Source organism: Pseudomonas sp. PAMC25584, from assembly GCF_058135675.1.
Genome location: NZ_CM176870.1, coordinates 3,855,339 through 3,874,149, shown reverse-complemented (window position 1 = coordinate 3,874,149; position 18,811 = coordinate 3,855,339). Strand labels below are relative to the sequence as shown.

Below are 18,811 nucleotides of genomic sequence, written 5' to 3'. Positions count from 1 at the left end.
TCATTGCTCCTTGGCTTCGTTACGGCCCAAGTGGAAGGCGGTGATGGCTGCGGCGAGCAGCAGCATCGAAGCCAGTTCGACCACCAGCAGGTACGGGCCGAACAGGCTAACGCCCACGGCCTTCGCGTCAACGGTGGTGTGGCCGATGGCCTGGCCGCTCTGGTGAGCGAACAGTACATACAGCAGTTCAGCCAGCAGCAGCGCGGCGAGGATCACCGGGCCGAGCCAGATGCCGGGCTTGAGCCAAACGCGTTCCTGGGCGACCGAGGCCGGCCCGAGGTTTAGCATCATCACCACAAACACGAACAGCACCATGATGGCGCCAGCGTAGGCGATCACTTCCAGTACACCGGCGAACGGTGCGCCGAGGCTGAAAAAGGTCATGGCCACGGCGATCAGCGAAATGATCAGGTAGAGCAGGGCGTGCACGGGGTTGGTGTTGGTGACCACGCGAAGCGTGGACACCACTGCAATACCCGATGCGAAATAGAAAGCGAATTCCATCTTTCTTCCTTAAGGCAGCAAGCTCTTCACGTTGATCGGTTCGGCTTCGTTTTGTGCGGCGCCTTTCGGCTTACCGGCAACGGCCATACCTGCAACACGATAGAAGTTGTAATCAGGGTTTTTACCGGGACCAGAGATCAGCAGATCTTCTTTCTCGTACACCAGGTCCTGACGTTTGAACTCGGCCATCTCGAAATCCGGTGTGAGCTGGATCGCGGTGGTCGGGCAAGCTTCCTCGCAGAGGCCGCAGAAAATGCAGCGCGAGAAGTTGATGCGAAAGAAGTCCGGGTACCAGCGACCGTCTTCGGTTTCAGCTTTCTGCAGGGAGATACAACCCACCGGGCATGCCACGGCGCACAGGTTGCAGGCTACGCAACGCTCTTCGCCATCGGGGTCGCGAGTCAGTACGATGCGGCCGCGATAGCGCGGCGGCAGGTACACCGCTTCTTCCGGGTATTGCAGGGTGTCGCGTTTGCGAAAGCCGTGACCGAACACCATCACCAGGCTTCGCAACTGGGTACCGGTACCCTTAACGATGTCGCCAATATATTTGAACATGGGTCAAATCCTCACTGAACCGCGCCCGCTGGCGTGTTCAACAACACAACGGCAGCAGTCACCAGCAAATTGATCAGGGTCAGCGGCAGGCAGAAGCGCCAGCTGAAATCCATCACCTGGTCATACCGTGGACGCGGAATGGAAGCGCGCAGCAGGATAAACAGCATGATGAAGAACGCGGTCTTCAGGAAAAACCAGAAGAACGCCAGCTGCGGCAGGATGCCGAACGGACCGTGCCAGCCGCCGAAGAACAGCGTGACCAGCAGGGCCGAGATCAAGATGATGCCGATGTACTCACCGACGAAGAACATGCCCCACTTCATGCCGGCATATTCAATGTGGTAACCGTCGGCCAGTTCCTGTTCCGCTTCCGGCTGGTCGAACGGGTGACGGTGAGTCACGGCGACGCCAGCGATGAAGAACGTACAGAAGCCAAAGAACTGCGGAATGATGAACCACAGGTTCTGCGCCTGGTACTCGACGATGTCGCGCATGTTGAACGAGCCGACCTGCACCACGATGCCCATCAGCGCGAGGCCCATGAACACTTCGTAGGACACGGTCTGGGCCGAGGCCCGCAAGCTGCCCAGCAGGGCGAACTTGTTGTTACTGGCCCAACCGGCGAACAGTACCGCGTAGACCGACAGACCGGCCATGGCGAAGAAGAACAGCAGGCCGATGTTCAGGTCCGCCACGCCCCAGGTCGGGGTGATCGGGATGACCGCGAAGGCGATCAGCAAGGCGCTCATGGCCACCACCGGTGCCAGGGTGAAGATCACCTTGTCGGCAAACGGTGGCGTCCAGTCTTCCTTGAAGAACATTTTCAGCATGTCGGCAGCGATCTGGAACATGCCGAACGGGCCAACGCGGTTCGGACCGTAACGGTCCTGCCACCAGCCGAGCAGACGACGTTCGACGAAGCTGAGCAAAGCGCCCGCCACGACCACGGCCAACAGGATCACGATGGCCTTGACGACCGCAATGATCACGTCGATGACTTCAGGGGTGAACCAGGTCATTGCGCTGCCTCCTGCAGACCGTCAACGGTTTGGCCAAAGATCGACGGTGGAATACCGGCGATGCCTTTTGGCAGTGCAACCAGGCCGGCGCCTAACTCGTCGTTGATGCGCAGCGGCAGACGCAGGGTCTGACCGGCCACGGTCAAGCTGAGCAGGGCACCGTCGTTGACGCCCAGGCGGTCGGCTTCTGACTTGGCCACGGACACGTAGGCTTCCGGGATGCGCTCTTGAACCGGTGCGGCTTTGGACGAGGTCTCGTCGCTGCCGAACAGGTGGAAGAACGGTACAACCTGCCAGGTGCCCTGGGCTGGGTTGAACGGACGCGGTACGGCGGCGAACCAGTTCAACGCGTCGCCCTGGGTTTCGATCAGGCGGGTGCCCGGGTCGCCAGCGCGGATATGACCACCGACTTCGTCCTGGAACTTGTTCCAGGCCTGCGGCGAGTTCCAGCCCGGCGACCAGGCAAATGGCACCTGCTGACGTGGCTCGACCGAACCCGAGTAACCTTCCATGGAGAAGGCGAACGCGGTGTCGTTGTCTTGCGGAGTACGCGGTTCATGCACGCTGATGTCAGCGCGCATGGCGGTACGACCGGAGTAACGCAGCGGCTCACGGGCGAGTTTCATGCCCTTGATGCGGAACGCGGCGGACGGTGCTGCGTCAACGATGCGCGCCAGTTGCGGGGCGCTCGCAGCGACGGCTGCGGTGACGTGGTCGAGCTGGGTCCAGTCGATCGGCTGATTCAGCAGGGTCGAGCGCAGGGCATGCAGCCAGCGCCAGCCTTCGTGAACCAGGATGCTGGCGTCCATGTACTTCGGATCGAACACCTGGAAGAAGCGCTGGGCGCGGCCTTCCTGGCTGACCAAAGTACCGTCGCCTTCAGCGAAGGTCGCAGCCGGTAATACCAGGTCGGCACGCTCGCTGGTGGCGGTCTTCTGGTGATCGGCAACGATCAGTACTTTGGCGGCGTTCAGCGCGGCGTCGACCTTGGCCGAATCCGTGCGGGTGTACAGGTCGTTTTCCAGCACCACAAGGGCGTCGGCTTTGCCATCGATCACGGCTTGCAGGGCGCTGTCGACGGACTCGCCACCGAGCATGGCCAGGCCGAGGCTGTTGGCTTCCGGCACGATCAGGCTGATGGAACCGTTCTTCTCGCGCAGCTTCAAGGCCTTGGCGATGTTGGCCGCCGCTTCGATCAGCGCCTTGGAACCCAACGAGGTGCCGGCAATGATCAATGGGCGCTTGGCCGCCAGCAGGGCGTCGGCGATGCGCTGGGCAAGTGCCACGGCTTCAGCGTCCAGGCCTTCAACGGCAGGCGCGCTGGCGTCGAGGGCGTGGGCCACGGCGAAACCGAGGCGGGCCAAGTCATCTGGCGCTGCGTGTACGCATTCTTCGGCGATGTCGTCGAGCTTGGTTTCGGCCAGGCTGGCGATAAACAGCGGGTTCAGCGCGTGCTGGCCGATGTTTTTCACTGCGGCGTCGAGCCAAGGCTGCACGCGCATGGCGTCGGCCATGGCTTCGGCCTTGCCTTTGACCGACTGGCGCAGCGACAAAGCCATACGCGCGGCGGTCTGGGTCAGGTCTTCACCGAGCACGAAGATCGCATCGTGGTCTTCGATGTCGCGCATGTTCGGCACCGGCAGCGGGCTGTCGTTCAGCACTTGCAGGACCAGGCGGATGCGCTCCAGTTCAGCGGCTTCGATACCGCAGTAGAAGTGTTCGGCGCCGACCAGTTCGCGCAACGCGTAGTTGCTTTCGAGGCTGGCGCGTGGCGAACCGATGCCGACGATGTTGCGACCGCGCAGCAGGTCGGCGGCTTTATCCAGGGCTTCGTCGGTGTTCAGCTTCGCGCCGCCGGCCAGCAGTGGCTGACGTGGGCGGTCTTCGCGGTTGACGTAGCCATAGCCGAAACGGCCACGGTCGCACAGGAAGTACTGGTTGACCGAACCGTTGAAGCGGTTTTCGATGCGACGCAGTTCGCCGTAGCGCTCGCCCGGGGAGATGTTGCAACCGCTGGAGCAGCCATGGCAGATGCTCGGGGCGAACTGCATGTCCCACTTACGGTTGTAGCGCTCGGAGTGAGTCTTGTCGGTGAACACGCCGGTTGGGCAAACCTCGGTGAGGTTGCCGGAGAATTCGCTTTCCAGTACGCCGTCTTCAACGCGACCGAAGTACACGTTGTCGTGGGCGCCGAATACGCCGAGGTCGGTGCCGCCGGCGTAGTCTTTATAGAAACGCACGCAGCGGTAGCAGGCGATGCAGCGGTTCATTTCGTGGGAAATGAACGGGCCCAGCTCCTGGTTCTGGTGGGTGCGCTTGGTGAAGCGATAGCGGCGCTCGTTGTGGCCGGTCATCACCGTCATGTCTTGCAGGTGGCAGTGACCGCCTTCCTCGCAGACCGGGCAGTCGTGCGGGTGGTTGGTCATCAGCCATTCGACGACACTGGCGCGGAACGCCTTGGATTCATCATCGTCGATGGAGATCCAGGTGTTGTCGGTGGCTGGGGTCATGCAGGACATGACGATACGACCACGGGTGTCGTTCTCGTCGGTGTACTGCTTGACCGCACACTGGCGACAGGCACCGACGCTACCAAGAGCGGGGTGCCAGCAGAAATAAGGGATGTCGAGGCCTAGTGACAGACACGCCTGTAACAGGTTGTCCGCCCCATCGACTTCGAGCGCTTTGCCGTCTACGTGGATAGTGGCCATGGTTCAAAGTTCTTCGTTGGCCCGTTGTCAGCGGGCGTGGCTAATGGAATCTTGTTATTCATGTGCATCAACACAGCCTTGACGGCGTCAGCACATGACGAGGCGAGGGGCACGGACCCTTCGCCGGTTTAAGCGTTACGCGCCGACTACGATCGGCCTCGCCAGAGGCGGGACGGCGGCGCTGGTGGGCGCGATGCCGGCTTCGAACTCCGAGCGGAAATATTTGATTGCGCTGCCCAATGGCTCCACGGCGCCCGGTGCGTGAGCACAGAAGGTCTTGCCTGGGCCGAGGAAGCCGACCAGCCCCAGCAGGGTTTCGATGTCACCCTCGCGGCCTTCGCCTTTTTCCAGGGCCATCAGCAGCTTGACGCTCCACGGCAGGCCGTCGCGGCACGGGGTACAGAAACCGCAGGATTCGCGAGCAAAGAACTGCTCCATGTTGCGCAGCAGCGAGACCATGTTCACAGTGTTGTCCACCGCCATCGCCAGGCCAGTCCCCATCCGGGTGCCGACCTTGCCGATGCCGCCGGCATACATTTGTGCGTCGAGGTGCTCGGGGAGCAGGAAGCCGGTGCCGGCGCCGCCTGGCTGCCAGGCCTTGAGGGTGTAGCCGTCGCGCATGCCGCCGGCGTAGTCCTCGAACAGCTCGCGCGCGGTCACGCCGAATGGCAGTTCCCACAGGCCAGGGTTCTTGACCTTGCCAGAGAACCCCATGAGCTTGGTGCCCATGTCTTCACTGCCTTCGCGGGCCAACGATTTGTACCAGTCCACGCCGTCGGCAATGATCGCCGGCACGTTGCATAGGGTTTCGACGTTGTTCACGCAAGTCGGCTTGCCCCACACGCCAACGGCGGCAGGGAAGGGCGGCTTGGAGCGCGGGTTGGCGCGGCGGCCTTCGAGGGAGTTGATCAGTGCGGTTTCTTCACCGCAGATATAACGCCCGGCGCCGGTGTGTACGAACAGTTCGAAGTCGAAACCCGAACCGAGGATGTTCTTGCCCAGCAGGCCTGCAGCCTTGGCTTCTAGCACTGCTCGATTGAGGTTCTTGGCGGCGGTGGTGTATTCGCCACGCAGGAAGATGTAGCCCCGGTAGGTTTTCAGCGCGCGTGCACTGATGAGCATGCCTTCGATCAGCAGATGGGGCAGTTGCTCCATCAGCATGCGGTCTTTCCAGGTGTTCGGCTCCATTTCATCCGCGTTGCACAGCAGGTAGCGGATGTTGATGGATTCGTCTTTGGGCATCAGGCCCCACTTCACGCCAGTGGGGAAGCCTGCACCGCCGCGGCCCTTGAGGCCGGCGTCCTTCACGGTCTGGACGATATCGTCCTGAGCCATGTCGGCAAACGCTTTGCGCGCAGCCGCGTAACCGTTCTTGGCCTGGTACTCCTCGAGCCATACAGGCTCGGCATCGTCACGCAGGCGCCAGGTCAGCGGGTGAGTCTCGGGCGACCGCTTGATGCGGTTGGCCGGGCCGAAGGAAGTCAGGGTCATGGGTAGCCCTCGAGCAATTGGGTCACGCCAGCAGGCTGCACGTCACCGAATGTGTCGTCGTCGATCATCAACGCCGGCGCCTTGTCGCAGTTGCCCAGGCAGCACACCGGCAGCAGCGTGAAGCGGCCGTCCGGGGTGGTTTGGCCGAGGCCGATGCCCAGCTTGTTCTGGATCTCGCTGACCACCGACTCGTGACCACCGATGTAGCAGACCATGCTGTCGCATACGCGAATGATGTGGCGGCCCACGGGTTGGCGGAAGATCTGGCTGTAGAACGTGGCCACGCCTTCAACATCGCTGGCGGGGATGCCGAGTATCTCGCCGATGGCGTAGAGGGCGCCGTCCGGCACCCAGCCACGTTCCTTCTGGACGATCTTCAGGGCTTCGATCGACGCCGCGCGCGGGTCTTCGTAGTGATGGAGCTCGTGCTCGATGGCCGAGCGCTCGGTTTCACTCAAGGTGAAACGGTCTGTCTGGATAAGCGTGTTATTCATGCTTAGCGGTCCACGTCGGCCATAACGAAATCGATACTACCCAGGTACGCAATCAAGTCCGCGACCATCTCGCCTTTGATCACCGAAGGGATCTGCTGCAAGTGCGGGAAGCTTGGAGTACGAATCCGGGTGCGGTAGCTCATGGTGCCGCCATCGCTCGTCAGGTAATAACTGTTGATACCCTTGGTCGCTTCGATCATCTGGAAGGATTCGTTGGCCGGCATGACCGGGCCCCACGAAACTTGCAGGAAGTGCGTGATCAGGGTTTCGATGTGCTGCAGCGTGCGCTCTTTCGGCGGCGGCGTGGTCAGCGGGTGATCCGCCTTGTACGGGCCGGCCGGCATGTTGCGCATGCACTGCTCGATGATTTTCAGGCTCTGGCGCATTTCTTCGACGCGCACGATGCAACGGTCGTAGGCATCGCCGTTGGCCGCCAGCGGGACTTCGAATTCGAAGTTCTCGTAGCCGGAGTACGGACGCGCTTTACGCAGGTCGAAATCGCAACCGGTGGAACGCAAGCCTGCACCGGTGACGCCCCATTCCAGGGCCTCTTTGGTGTTGTAGGCCGCGACGCCGATGGTGCGGCCCTTGAGGATGCTGTTGTCCAGGGCGGCTTTCTGGTACTCGTCCAGACGCTTGGGCATCCAGTCGATGAATTCCTTGACCAGGCGCTCCCAACCATTGGGCAGGTCGTGGGCGACACCGCCAATGCGGTACCAGGCCGGGTGCAGGCGGAAACCGGTGACGGCTTCGATGACCTTGTAGGCGCGCTGACGGTCGGTGAAGGTGAAGAACACCGGGGTCATGGCGCCGACGTCCTGGATATAGGTACCCAGGAACAACAGGTGGCTGGTGATCCGGAAGAACTCGGCCATCATGATGCGGATGGTATCGACGCGGTCCGGTACCTTGATGCCGGCCAGCTTCTCGACCGAGAGCACGTAAGGCAGGTTGTTCATCACGCCGCCGAGGTAGTCGATACGGTCGGTGTACGGGATGAAGCTGTGCCAGGACTGGCGCTCGGCCATCTTCTCGGCACCACGGTGGTGGTAACCGACGTCGGGCACGCAGTCGACGATTTCTTCGCCGTCCAGTTGCAGGATGATGCGGAAGGCACCGTGCGCTGAAGGGTGGTTCGGGCCCAGGTTGAGGAACATGTAGTCCTCGTTGGTGCCGGAACGCTTCATGCCCCAGTCTTCCGGACGGAAGCGTGCGGCTTCTTCTTCAAGCTGCTGCTTGGCAAGCGTCAGGCTGAACGGATCGAATTCGGTGGCGCGGGCAGGGAAGTCCTTGCGCAGCGGGTGACCTTCCCAGGTCGGCGGCATCATGATGCGCGACAGGTGCGGGTGGCCCGGGAAGTCGATGCCGAACATGTCCCACACTTCGCGCTCGTACCAGTTGGCGTTTGGCCAGATACCGGTCACGGTCGGGACGCTCAGGTCGCTCTCGGACAGGGCGACCTTGATCATCACGTCGCTGTTACGTTCCAGCGACATCAGGTGGTAGAACACGGTGAAATCGGCGCCGCTCGGCAGTCCCTGGCGTTTGGTGCGCAGGCGCTCGTCCACGCCATGCAGGTCATAGAGCATGACGTATGGCTTGGGCAGGTTGCGCAGGAAGGTCAGGACTTCGACGAGCCTGGCACGCGCCACCCACAGCACCGGCATGCCGGTACGTGTGGCCTGGGCGGTGAAGGCGTCAGGGCCAAAACGGTTATTGAGTTCGACGACCACATCCTGGTCGTCTGCCTTATAAGGCGGGATGCGTCGAGCACTGCCTGTAGTCATGGTTTTTTATCGCTTTCGGTCAACGTAAAGAATGAAGCCAGGTTTTCGTTCTATAAAAGAAGCGGCTCTGGATCAAACTTCGTCGGGGCTGCGCAGGTTGGTGACCTGAATACGCTGTTCGCGGCGCTGTTCCTTTTGTGACGGCATCTCGGCGCGGTAAACGCCTTGATCTCCGACAACCCAGGAAAGTGGGCGACGCTCCTTGCCAATCGATTCCTGCAACAGCATCAAGCCTTGCAAAAATGCTTCAGGGCGGGGCGGGCAGCCAGGCACGTAGACGTCCACGGGCAGGAACTTGTCCACCCCCTGAACAACGGAATAGATGTCGTACATGCCACCGGAGTTGGCGCACGAACCCATGGAGATAACCCACTTTGGCTCGAGCATTTGCTCGTAGAGACGCTGAATGATCGGCGCCATCTTGATAAAGCAGGTTCCGGCGATAACCATGAAATCCGCCTGACGCGGCGATGCCCGGATCACTTCGGCGCCAAAGCGCGCGATGTCGTGGGGCGCCGTGAAGGCGGTGGTCATTTCCACGTAGCAGCAGGACAGACCGAAGTTGTACGGCCACAGGGAGTTTTTACGCCCCCAGTTGACCGCACCGCTCAGCACGTCTTCCAGCTTGCCCATGTAGATGTTTTTGTGGACTTGGTCTTCTAACGGATCGGAAACGGTTTCCCGTTCGCCGATGGGGTACTGCTCGTTAGGAGCATCCGGGTCGATCCTGGTGAGATTGTATTGCATCGCCAAAGCCTCATTGTTTCAGCTTCGCTTGCCGCTTGCGACGAGCTTCCGGAGCCCAATCAAGGGCGCCCACTCGAAATAGGTAGACAAGGCCTGCCAACAGAATTGCTATGAAAACGAGGGCTTCGACGAATCCGGTCCAGCCGCTTTCGCGGACGGACACAGACCAGGCAAAGAGAAAGAGGGCTTCGATATCGAAGATCACGAACAGCATCGCGACCAGATAGAATTTGGCTGAGAGCCGCAAGCGGGCACCACCTGTGGGCAGCATGCCGGACTCGAACGGTTCGTTTTTGCTGCGGCCCCAGGCTTTTGACCCGAGTAGGCTGGAGACGCCGAGCATGAAGGCACAGAGGCCGACAACACCGAGGAGGAAAATGGCAAAGCCCCAGTTGTGGGCCATGAGTCCTGTCGCTTCGGTCATGCTGGTAATCCTTAACAGAGAGCAAAGGTCTCTGAGCTCGAAAAAGTAACAATGCAGTGACGATATGTCGCAGCGGAATCAATCGCGGTGATTTTATGGCTAAACACCGGGCAAGTAAAATTCCTATAGCGAAATTATTCGGTGGAATAAGCACATAGTACACCTCCTTGAGGCTGCAGCCCTTGATTTACGGGCATTAGCGGGCTTTTTATCAAATATGTTTTGTTTAACCTGTAACGACGCTTTCATGGTCCAAATGATAATGAATGTTGTTTGGGTGAGCGTTAAGCGGATGGTCATGGTTCGGCACAGGAAGTTGTCGTTACTTGCTTGAATACCGCTAGTTGCCGGAGCGGATCTTTTATCCGATTTATCTGAACAAAATACCGCTTTGGATCAATGTTTTGCCCAAAATTTTAGGTTGGGCACATTTCCCAATGTGGGAGGGGGCTTGCCCCTGATTGCGCTGGATCAGCAACGAAGTATTGACTGACACACCGTAATCGGGGGCAAGCCCCCTCCCATATTTTTGATTTGCGTGGTGTCAGGGGGAGTTTTTTCGGGCAAAAAAACGCCCCGAACCAGTCGGGGCATAGATCGAGCGGCATTGCGGTTAGCTTTTCATAGGGCCCGCAATGGCCGTTTGCTCAGTCACTCAGTGGAACTGTTCTTCTTCGGTCGAGCCGGTCAGCGCGGTCACGGACGAGCTGCCGCCCTGGATCACGGTGGTCATGTCGTCGAAGTAGCCGGTGCCCACTTCCTGCTGGTGAGCCACGAAGGTGTAACCCTTGGAGGCGTCAGCGAATTCCTGCTCCTGCAGCTTCACGTAGGCGGTCATGTCGTTGCGGGCGTAGTCGTGCGCCAGGTTGAACATGCTGTGCCACATGTTGTGGATGCCGGCCAGGGTAATGAACTGGTGCTTGTAGCCCATGGCGGACAGTTCGCGCTGGAACTTGGCGATGGTTGCGTCGTCCAGGTTTTTCTTCCAGTTGAAGGAAGGCGAGCAGTTGTAGGACAGCAGTTGGTCCGGGTATTCCTTTTTGATCGCTTCAGCGAAGCGACGGGCTTCTGCCAGGTCCGGCTTGGCGGTTTCGCACCAGATCAGGTCAGCATAAGGGGCATAGGCCAGGCCGCGAGCGATGGCCTGGTCGAGACCGGCGCGCACTTTGTAGAAGCCTTCCTGGGTACGTTCGCCAGTGACGAACGGTTGGTCGTATGGGTCGCAGTCCGAAGTCAACAGGTCGGCAGCGTTGGCGTCGGTACGGGCCAGGATGATGGTCGGTGTACCGGCAACGTCAGCAGCCAGACGGGCAGCGGTCAGCTTCTGTACGGCTTCCTGGGTCGGTACCAGTACTTTGCCGCCCATGTGGCCGCATTTTTTTACCGAGGCCAGTTGGTCTTCGAAGTGAACGCCGGCAGCGCCTGCTTCGATCATGCTCTTCATCAGCTCGTAGGCGTTCAGCACGCCGCCGAAACCGGCTTCGGCGTCAGCCACGATCGGTGCGAAGTAGTCGATGTAGCCTTCGTCGCCCGGGCCTTTACCGGCTTTCCACTGGATCTGGTCGGCGCGACGGAACGAGTTGTTGATGCGCTTGACCACGGTTGGCACGGAGTCCACCGGGTACAGCGATTGGTCGGGGTACATGGATTCGGCGGAGTTGTTGTCCGCAGCCACTTGCCAGCCGGACAGGTAGATCGCCTGGATACCGGCTTTTACCTGTTGGACTGCCTGGCCACCGGTCAGGGCGCCCATGCAGTTGACGAAATCTTTGTCGGGACGGAAGGAAGGCTTGGCGCCCTGGGTGACCAGGTTCCACAGCTTCTCGGCGCCGAGTTTTGCAAAAGTGTGCTCAGGTTGAACCGAGCCACGCAGGCGGACGACGTCAGCAGCGGAGTAAGCGCGGGTCACGCCTTTCCAGCGTGGGTTTTCAGCCCAGTCTTTTTCAAGGGCTGCAATTTGCTGTTCGCGTGTCAGTGCCATGGAGATAAACCTCGTCGCATAGGTCTGGGTGGAAAATTCCGTTTGCCAGCCACGTATACAGTGCGTGGGGATGGCTGCTCGCTGACCAGAAGCACCGGTGTTCAAGTCAAGTCTGGCGGGGAGGCGACGGGATGAACGAAGGGCGAGAGGGGAGTTGGGCAGGTAAGGGCAAACTGCGAACGGTCTTCGGGCATCGTGGGCCTTTGGGCGATCCATCAGTGTGTAGCCGCGTTACCTGGTTAGCTTCCGTCCCTCGGGACAACTTCGTTCCAGTCGCAACCTCGTCAAACACACCTTGTGGGCGGTACAGACACGAATCGGCTCAGGTGGGTAACTTAGAGTGACGATCCGAAGGCCCTTGCCAGGGCCTCTGATTAGCGGGAGCGACGCCATCATGCCCATGCTTTTTTGGATCGTCAAATGTTTTGTAGTGCTTTTTTTCTGGCACTACATCTTTAGTCTCATACGACTCGTCAGTCAGTTATTGGTGCTTCAGTTCAAGGTCTCGACTTTAACGCGTAAAGTCAGGTCGTCGCGGCCCTGGGTAGTGTAGGTGCGGGTTGTAGAGGATTTGTCGGCCTGGGTTTCGCGATTGATGCCGGCCAGCGGAATCCACTCGCCCAGGCGGCCGCTGACGCTTGTGTCGGTGCTCTGCACGTTCACTACATCGGGACGTTCCTGGCTCATACGGTCACGGTTGGTGCTGATCGCCAGGTGTACGGTGTCGCCTGTCACGCTGGCGGTCACGTAGAAGCCCTGAGTGACGTTGCGGTATTGGGTCTGGTTTTGCGGGCGGCCATAGGCGTCGGGTTGGGTGGTGGTCAGCGGCACGCTCTGGCCCACCTGGATCAGTGCGGGCACGCCTTCACTGGCCTGGATCTGCTGGATCCCGCCGTCGCGGCTGGCGGTACCGTAGCTGATGATGCGGGTTTGACTGTCGCCACTGTTTTGCTGGTTGTTTTCGTTGGTGTCGACGGTGATCAGCAGGCGCTTGGCCGGTGTGTCCAGTTGCGCGAGCAGGGCGCGCAGGCCCTGGATCTTGGCAGGGTCGGCATTGACGATCAGTTGATTGCCGTAGGCGCTGACGGTGCCATCCTTGCCGAGGAAGTTCTGCGCCACGGGCAGCAGGTCGGCGCTGGTGCGGTTGCTCAGGTTGACGACTTCGGTGTCGGCCACTGCCGTGAAGCTGGCGGTCAGGAGGAGGGCGGTGAGCAGGGTGCGTAGGGACATGTCCGTTATCTCTGCGAGTCATAAGGCTTGATAGTGCCAGTTTGTCGGCCTGGCGGGTCGCAAGTTGAATCGTAGACGGCAAAACACCCTGGCGGGGCAGGGTATTTTTGGTGTTGCTGAAATAGCTATCGGGGGCAAGCCCCCTCCCACATTTTGACCGAGACATCCCTTGGAATGCGGTCAAGTGTGGGAGGGGCGGTGCGACGATTCGACTTGCCCCCGATAGCCGCGACGCGGTCTAGGATCAGCCCTCGCGCACCATATCGACGTGCGGAATCCCGACTTCAAGGAATTCCTCGCTGACAATCTTGAAGCCCAGTCGCTCATAGAACGGCGCAGCATAGACCTGTGCGCTGAGGAACTGTTTGCGCTGGCCGCGTTTTTCGGCTTCGCCAATCACCGCTTCCATCAGCTTGTCGCCGACTTTCAGCCCGCGCCAGTCCTTGAGGACCGACACGCGGCCGATCTCGCCGCTGGGCAGCAGGCGTGCGGTGCCAATCGGAAAGTCGCCCTCGAACGCGAGGAAATGCACGGCGTCCGCGTCATCTGCATCCCATTCAAGTTCCGGTGGAACCGATTGTTCGGCGATAAATACCGCTTCACGAATGCGCCGAATCTCGGCGATATCCTTATGCCAGTCCGCGACACTTACGTGAATCCTATTCATCGGCAAACCCCAGGCTTCCTTGCTTGACCAGTTCGCACAGCAGGTCGCGGGCATCTTCGTCCGCCAGCCATTCACCGAGGTTGTCGATGTGCAGGGCTTCGGCTGCGCAGATCATTTTCAGCAGTTCGCGCAATTTGCCGGGCAGGTAACGGCTCTGGCCGCTGGCAAACAGCAGCAGGTCGTCGTCCACTTCGGACCAGGCCATGCGCGCGCTTGGGTTGCGGATCAGTACGCCGCCGTCTTCCAGGCTGCCGACCACGTCTTCTTCCTGCAGCTCTTCTGGGCCTGCGACCAGTTCCGGGTAGCGCGGCTCGGTCATGAACTGGCCGAACCAAGTCAGCAGCATGCGCTCGTCGCTCATGTGCTCGGCCAGCAGGCTTTTGAGACGGTCGAGGGCGTCGCTCTGGATCTGGTGCGGGTCGCTGGCCGGCTGAATGTCGGCGTCCGTGTAGCGCTCTTCGTCGGTCAGGTACTGGCTCAGGAAGTCGGTGAAGTGGGTTAGCACTTCGGCAGCGCTAGGCGCGCGGAAGCCTACCGAGTAGGTCATGCAGTCATCTTCTGCAATGCCGTAGTGGGCCAGGCGTGGCGGCAGGTAGAGCATGTCGCCCGGTTCCAGCACCCATTCGGCGCTCTCTTCGAATTCGGCGAGGATGCGCAGGTCGGCGTGTTGCAGCATCGGGCTTTCAGAGCTGCACATCTGGCCGATCTTCCAGTTGCGCTTGCCATGGGCTTGCAGCAGGAACACGTCGTAGTTATCGAAGTGCGGGCCCACGCTGCCGCCGGGCGCGGCGAAGCTGATCATCACGTCGTCGATGCGCCAGCTAGGCAGGAAGCGGAACTGCTCGAGCAGTTCGGCGACTTCCGGCACGAACTGGTCGACCGCCTGCACCAGCAGGGTCCACTCGCGCTCGGGCAGGGTGCTGAAGGTGTCTTCGGCGAACGGACCGCGGCGCAGTTCCCACGGACGCTCGCCGTGTTCGATCACCAGGCGCGACTCGACTTCTTCTTCCAGGGCCAGGCCGGCCAGTTCATCGGCATCGATCGGGCTTTCGAAGTCAGGAATGGCCTGGCGGATCAGCAGCGGTTTTTTCTGCCAGTAGTCGCGCAGGAATTCCCGTGCCGTGATGCCGCCCAGAAGTTGAAGAGGGATATCAGGATTCATGTGTAACCTATTGAAAAAAAGCACTTTTCAGACTGAAATAAAAACGCCCGGCGCGGCCGGGCGTCTCAAAGGGGCTTGCTATGATCAGATGCGTTTGGCTTGGGCCACGGCGTTGCCGATGTAGTTGGCCGGGGTGAGCAGTTTCAGCTCGGCCTTGGCAGCGGCGGGCATGTCCAGGCCGTCGATGAAAGTTTGCAGTGCTTGAGGGCTGATGCCTTTGCCGCGCGTCAACTCTTTGAGCTTCTCGTAGGGGTTTTCGATGTTGTAGCGGCGCATCACGGTCTGGATCGGCTCGGCCAGTACTTCCCAGCATGCATCCAGGTCAGCGGCGATTTTCTGCTCGTTGAGTTCCAGCTTGCTGATGCCTTTGAGGCTGGCTTCGTAGGCGATCACGCTGTGGGCAAAGCCCACGCCGAGGTTGCGCAGTACGGTGGAGTCGGTCAGGTCTCGCTGCCAGCGGGAGATCGGCAACTTGCTGGCCAGGTGCTGGAACAGCGCGTTGGCGATGCCGAGGTTGCCTTCGGAGTTCTCGAAGTCGATCGGGTTGACCTTGTGCGGCATGGTCGACGAACCGATTTCACCGGCAATGGTGCGCTGCTTGAAGTAGCCCAGGGAGATGTAGCCCCAGACATCGCGATCGAAGTCGATCAGGATGGTGTTGAAGCGCGCAATCGCGTCGAACAGCTCGGCGATGTAGTCGTGCGGTTCGATCTGCGTGGTGTACGGGTTGAAGCCCAGGCCCAGTTCGTCTTCGATGAAGGCGCGGGCGTTGGCTTCCCAGTCGATCTCCGGGTAGGCCGACAGGTGGGCGTTGTAGTTGCCTACGGCGCCGTTGATCTTGCCCAGCAGCGGGACGGCAGCGACTTGAGCGATCTGGCGCTCCAGGCGGTACACCACGTTGGCCAGTTCTTTGCCCAGGGTGGTCGGCGAGGCTGGTTGACCGTGGGTGCGCGACAGCATCGGCACAGCGGCGAAGCGGATCGCCAGTTCGCGGATGGCTTCGGCGGTCTGGCGCATCAGCGGCAGCATCACGTCATCACGGCCTTCGCGCAGCATCAGCGCGTGGGACAGGTTGTTGATGTCCTCGCTGGTGCAGGCAAAGTGGATGAATTCGCTGACCTTGGCCAGTTCCGGCAGCTTGGCCGCTTGCTCTTTGAGCAGGTATTCGATGGCTTTGACGTCGTGGTTGGTGGTGCGCTCGATCTCTTTGACACGCTCGGCGTGCTCCAGAGAGAAGTTTTCCGCCAGCGTGTTCAATGCAGCGTTGGCCTCGGCGGAGAACGCCGGCACTTCACTGATGGCAGGGTGAGCGGCCAGGCGCTGGAGCCAGCGCACTTCAACCAGTACGCGGGCACGGATCAGGCCGTATTCACTGAAAATCGGGCGCAGGGCCTGGGTCTTGCCGGCGTAGCGGCCGTCAACAGGGGAAACCGCAGTGAGCGAAGAGAGCTGCATGGGGTGTTCTCGGACAGTCGGGCAACGAAATGGGGCGCGTATCATACATGAAAAAATCCGCCGGTCCGTTGCCAACTGACCGGCGTATTACGCGTAACGGCTTGAAAATAGCCCGTGGCTGCGACTTATTCGTTGCGCATCAACGGGTAAAGCTCTTTGAGCAATTTGCGACGGCTGATGACCAACTGCCAACGATGACCACCCAATTGGCGCCACAACCGCGCCGAACGAATACCGGCCAGGAGCAGGGCGCGGATCTTCGAGGCGTTGTTCGGTTGTTGCAGGTTGCGCATATCGCCATGCACCTGGATGCGCTGGCGCAATGTGCTCAAGGTGTCCTGGTACAGCGCGCCGCAAGCGGCGATGACGTTTTCGTGGGCCGGGCCGAAGTGTTCAACCTGGGACTGGATCTGCGGCAGGCGCTTGCCGATGGTCTCGAGCAGGTCGTCACGCTTGGCCAGTTGGCGCTCGAGGCCGAGCATCGACAGGGCGTAGCGCAGTGGTTCGCGCTGCAAGGTACTCGGGTCGCGTTCCAGTGCGCCGACCAGCGCACGGTAGCCTTCGCGCAGCGCCAGGTCGTCACCGCCGTAGACTTCCAGGGTGTCCTTGGGGTCGCGAATCAGCAGGCTGCCGAGCATGCAGGTCAGGCCGGCCTCGGTGACCTGGCCGGTCTTGGCGATCTTGTCCACCAGCACTGCGGCGAGGAATACCCCGCCAAGCGCCGTCAATTGCTCCTGGGTCGGGCTCATGCCTGGCTGCTCCAGGGTTCGGCGATTTCAATCACGCCGCCCCCCAGGCACACCTCGCCATCGTAGAACACCACGGACTGGCCAGGCGTGACCGCGCGCTGCGGGTCATCGAAGGTAGCGCGGTAGCCGTCGGCGGTTTTTTCCAGGGTGCAGGGCTGGTCGCTCTGGCGATAGCGTACCTTGGCGGTCAGGCGGCGCGGGGCGCTCAGGTCCACCGGGTTGACCCAGTAGATGTCTGAAGCGAGCAGCGCGCGGGAGAACAACCATGGGTGCTCATTGCCCTGGCCCACGATCAGTTCGTTGTGTTCCAGGTCCTTGACCAGCACGTACCACGGCTCGTCACCGGCGTCTTTCAAGCCGCCGATGCCCAGGCCCTGGCGCTGGCCGATGGTGTGGTACATCAGGCCGTGGTGGCGGCCGATGACCTCGCCTTCGGTGGTTTTGATCTCGCCCGGTTGCGCCGGCAGGTATTGCTTGAGGAAGTCGCTGAAGCGGCGCTCGCCGATAAAGCAGATCCCGGTGGAATCCTTCTTCTTGGCGGTGGCCAGGTCGTGCTGCTCGGCGATCCTGCGCACTTCGGGCTTTTCCAGTTCGCCTACGGGGAACAGGGTCTTGGCGATCTGTTCGCCGCCGACGGCGTGCAGGAAGTAGCTCTGGTCCTTGTTGGGGTCCAGGCCCTTGAGCAGTTCGGTGCGCCCGTCGATATCGCGACGGCGCACGTAGTGGCCAGTGGCGATCAGGTCGGCGCCGAGGATCATGGCGTAGTCGAGGAACGCCTTGAACTTGATTTCGCGATTACACAGGATGTCCGGGTTCGGCGTGCGGCCGGCCTTGTATTCGGCCAGGAAGTGCTCGAACACGTTGTCCCAGTACTCGGCCGCGAAATTGGCGGTGTGCAGCTTGATACCGATCTTGTCGCACACGGCCTGGGCATCTGCCAGGTCGTCCATGGCGGTGCAATATTCCGTTCCATCGTCTTCTTCCCAGTTCTTCATGAACAGGCCTTCCACCTCATAACCCTGCTCCATGAGCAGAACGGCGGAAACGGAAGAATCCACGCCGCCGGACATACCGACGATGACGCGCTTCTTTTGTGTGTCAGAAGGGGCTGGATCACGCATAGGGTTTCAACGGGTGTCTTGAAAAAGGACGCGATTCTAACAGGCCCAAGCCTTCAAGGCTAAAGAGAAGGTCGGATCAATTCGAGACTGTGGCGAAAGCCTGCCAGATAATCATCGATACAGCGGATGATCAGCTCGCTGCGCCAGGTGTCACGCAGGGCCATCAGCTCCTCACGGGTCAGCCAGCGGGCGCGCACGATGCCGTCGTCTAGTTGATAGTCCGGGTGGTGTTTCAGCGCCTTGGCGGTGAAGCAGACCCGCTGGTAGGTCACGCCGTTGCTCGGGGCAGTGTACAGGTAGATGCCGACGATGCCGGTGGCTTCGACGTCCCAGCCGGTTTCTTCAAGGGTTTCGCGCACGGCGGCTTCGGTCAGGGTTTCGTGCGGGTCGAGGTGGCCGGCGGGCTGGTTGAGCACGGCACGGCCGCCTTTGAGTTCTTCGACCATCAGGAAGCGGCCGTTGTCTTCGACGATGGTGGCGACGGTGATGTGGGGTTGCCAGGTCATTGGATGCCTCTCGATTCTGAGTACGGTGCGGTCTTCAAGCAGGATTACAGTCAGTGTGGGAGGGGGCTTGCTCCCGATGGCGGTGGGGCGGTCGACTTATTGGTAACTGACTCAGCGCGATCGGGAGCAAGCCCCCTCCCACATTTGGATTCGGTTTCTTCAGTTGAACGCTGGAAACAGAAACCCCGGCACTGGGCCGGGGCTT

Annotated in this window: 17 protein-coding genes; all 17 read right to left on the bottom strand. The window is 60.7% G+C overall.

Annotated features, from left to right (window positions below; translation table 11 throughout):
• Positions 1 to 504 carry an NADH-quinone oxidoreductase subunit J gene (gene nuoJ / locus ACS5Q8_RS17925; protein ID WP_247396832.1) on the bottom strand — a complete coding sequence of 168 codons (504 nt, stop codon included), beginning with the start codon at positions 502 to 504 and terminating at the stop codon, positions 1 to 3.
• Between the two features lie 9 nt (positions 505 to 513).
• Positions 514 to 1,062: an NADH-quinone oxidoreductase subunit NuoI gene (nuoI, locus tag ACS5Q8_RS17920; protein WP_003174725.1), complete on the bottom strand. Its 549-nt coding sequence runs from the start codon at positions 1,060 to 1,062 to the stop codon at positions 514 to 516.
• 11 nt (positions 1,063 to 1,073) lie between these two features.
• Positions 1,074 to 2,081 (bottom strand): NADH-quinone oxidoreductase subunit NuoH, encoded by a 1,008-nt coding sequence (nuoH, locus tag ACS5Q8_RS17915; RefSeq protein ID WP_088426354.1) that lies wholly within the window; start codon positions 2,079 to 2,081, stop codon positions 1,074 to 1,076.
• Positions 2,078 to 4,792: an NADH-quinone oxidoreductase subunit NuoG gene (nuoG, locus tag ACS5Q8_RS17910; RefSeq protein WP_276197509.1), complete on the bottom strand. Its 2,715-nt coding sequence runs from the start codon at positions 4,790 to 4,792 to the stop codon at positions 2,078 to 2,080. The genes nuoH and nuoG overlap by 4 nt, the downstream gene beginning before the upstream one ends.
• Before the next feature lie 135 nt (positions 4,793 to 4,927).
• On the bottom strand, positions 4,928 to 6,283 hold the full coding sequence (nuoF, locus tag ACS5Q8_RS17905) for an NADH-quinone oxidoreductase subunit NuoF (RefSeq protein ID WP_276197510.1): 1,356 nt from the start codon (positions 6,281 to 6,283) through the stop codon (positions 4,928 to 4,930).
• Complete coding sequence (gene nuoE, locus ACS5Q8_RS17900) at positions 6,280 to 6,777, bottom strand: NADH-quinone oxidoreductase subunit NuoE (protein WP_017848059.1); 498 nt, start codon at positions 6,775 to 6,777, stop codon at positions 6,280 to 6,282. Before nuoE ends, nuoF begins: the two co-directional genes overlap by 4 nt.
• A gap of 2 nt (positions 6,778 to 6,779) precedes the next feature.
• A complete protein-coding gene (nuoC, locus tag ACS5Q8_RS17895) occupies positions 6,780 to 8,564 on the bottom strand; it encodes an NADH-quinone oxidoreductase subunit C/D (RefSeq protein ID WP_276197511.1) in 1,785 nt (594 codons plus the stop codon).
• Positions 8,565 to 8,636: 72 nt separating this feature from the next.
• Entirely contained in the window at positions 8,637 to 9,311 is a 675-nt protein-coding gene (locus ACS5Q8_RS17890; RefSeq protein WP_003219572.1) for a NuoB/complex I 20 kDa subunit family protein, read from the bottom strand.
• A gap of 10 nt (positions 9,312 to 9,321) precedes the next feature.
• Entirely contained in the window at positions 9,322 to 9,735 is a 414-nt protein-coding gene (locus ACS5Q8_RS17885) for an NADH-quinone oxidoreductase subunit A (protein WP_003219575.1), read from the bottom strand.
• 655 nt (positions 9,736 to 10,390) lie between these two features.
• On the bottom strand, positions 10,391 to 11,716 hold the full coding sequence (gene aceA, locus ACS5Q8_RS17880; protein WP_276197512.1) for an isocitrate lyase: 1,326 nt from the start codon (positions 11,714 to 11,716) through the stop codon (positions 10,391 to 10,393).
• Positions 11,717 to 12,208: 492 nt separating this feature from the next.
• Complete coding sequence (locus tag ACS5Q8_RS17875) at positions 12,209 to 12,946, bottom strand: secretin N-terminal domain-containing protein (RefSeq protein ID WP_426100842.1); 738 nt, start codon at positions 12,944 to 12,946, stop codon at positions 12,209 to 12,211.
• A 244-nt stretch (positions 12,947 to 13,190) separates the two neighbouring features.
• Entirely contained in the window at positions 13,191 to 13,613 is a 423-nt protein-coding gene (locus ACS5Q8_RS17870; protein ID WP_465159285.1) for a GNAT family N-acetyltransferase, read from the bottom strand.
• Positions 13,606 to 14,775: a ribosomal protein uL16 3-hydroxylase gene (locus ACS5Q8_RS17865; RefSeq protein WP_276197514.1), complete on the bottom strand. Its 1,170-nt coding sequence runs from the start codon at positions 14,773 to 14,775 to the stop codon at positions 13,606 to 13,608. Before ACS5Q8_RS17865 ends, ACS5Q8_RS17870 begins: the two co-directional genes overlap by 8 nt.
• 84 nt (positions 14,776 to 14,859) lie before the next feature.
• Positions 14,860 to 16,230, bottom strand: coding sequence for an adenylosuccinate lyase (purB, locus tag ACS5Q8_RS17860; RefSeq protein WP_247397111.1), 1,371 nt, complete (start codon positions 16,228 to 16,230; stop codon positions 14,860 to 14,862).
• Between the two features lie 125 nt (positions 16,231 to 16,355).
• Positions 16,356 to 16,979 carry a high frequency lysogenization protein HflD gene (gene hflD / locus ACS5Q8_RS17855; RefSeq protein WP_010172715.1) on the bottom strand — a complete coding sequence of 208 codons (624 nt, stop codon included), beginning with the start codon at positions 16,977 to 16,979 and terminating at the stop codon, positions 16,356 to 16,358.
• Entirely contained in the window at positions 16,976 to 18,100 is a 1,125-nt protein-coding gene (gene mnmA, locus ACS5Q8_RS17850) for a tRNA 2-thiouridine(34) synthase MnmA (RefSeq protein WP_426100846.1), read from the bottom strand. The genes hflD and mnmA overlap by 4 nt, the downstream gene beginning before the upstream one ends.
• Positions 18,101 to 18,159: 59 nt before the next feature.
• The gene (locus ACS5Q8_RS17845) at positions 18,160 to 18,606 is read right to left on the bottom strand and encodes an NUDIX hydrolase (RefSeq protein WP_276197516.1); all 447 of its coding nucleotides are present in this window, start codon (positions 18,604 to 18,606) and stop codon (positions 18,160 to 18,162) included.
• Positions 18,607 to 18,811 lie beyond the last annotated feature (205 nt).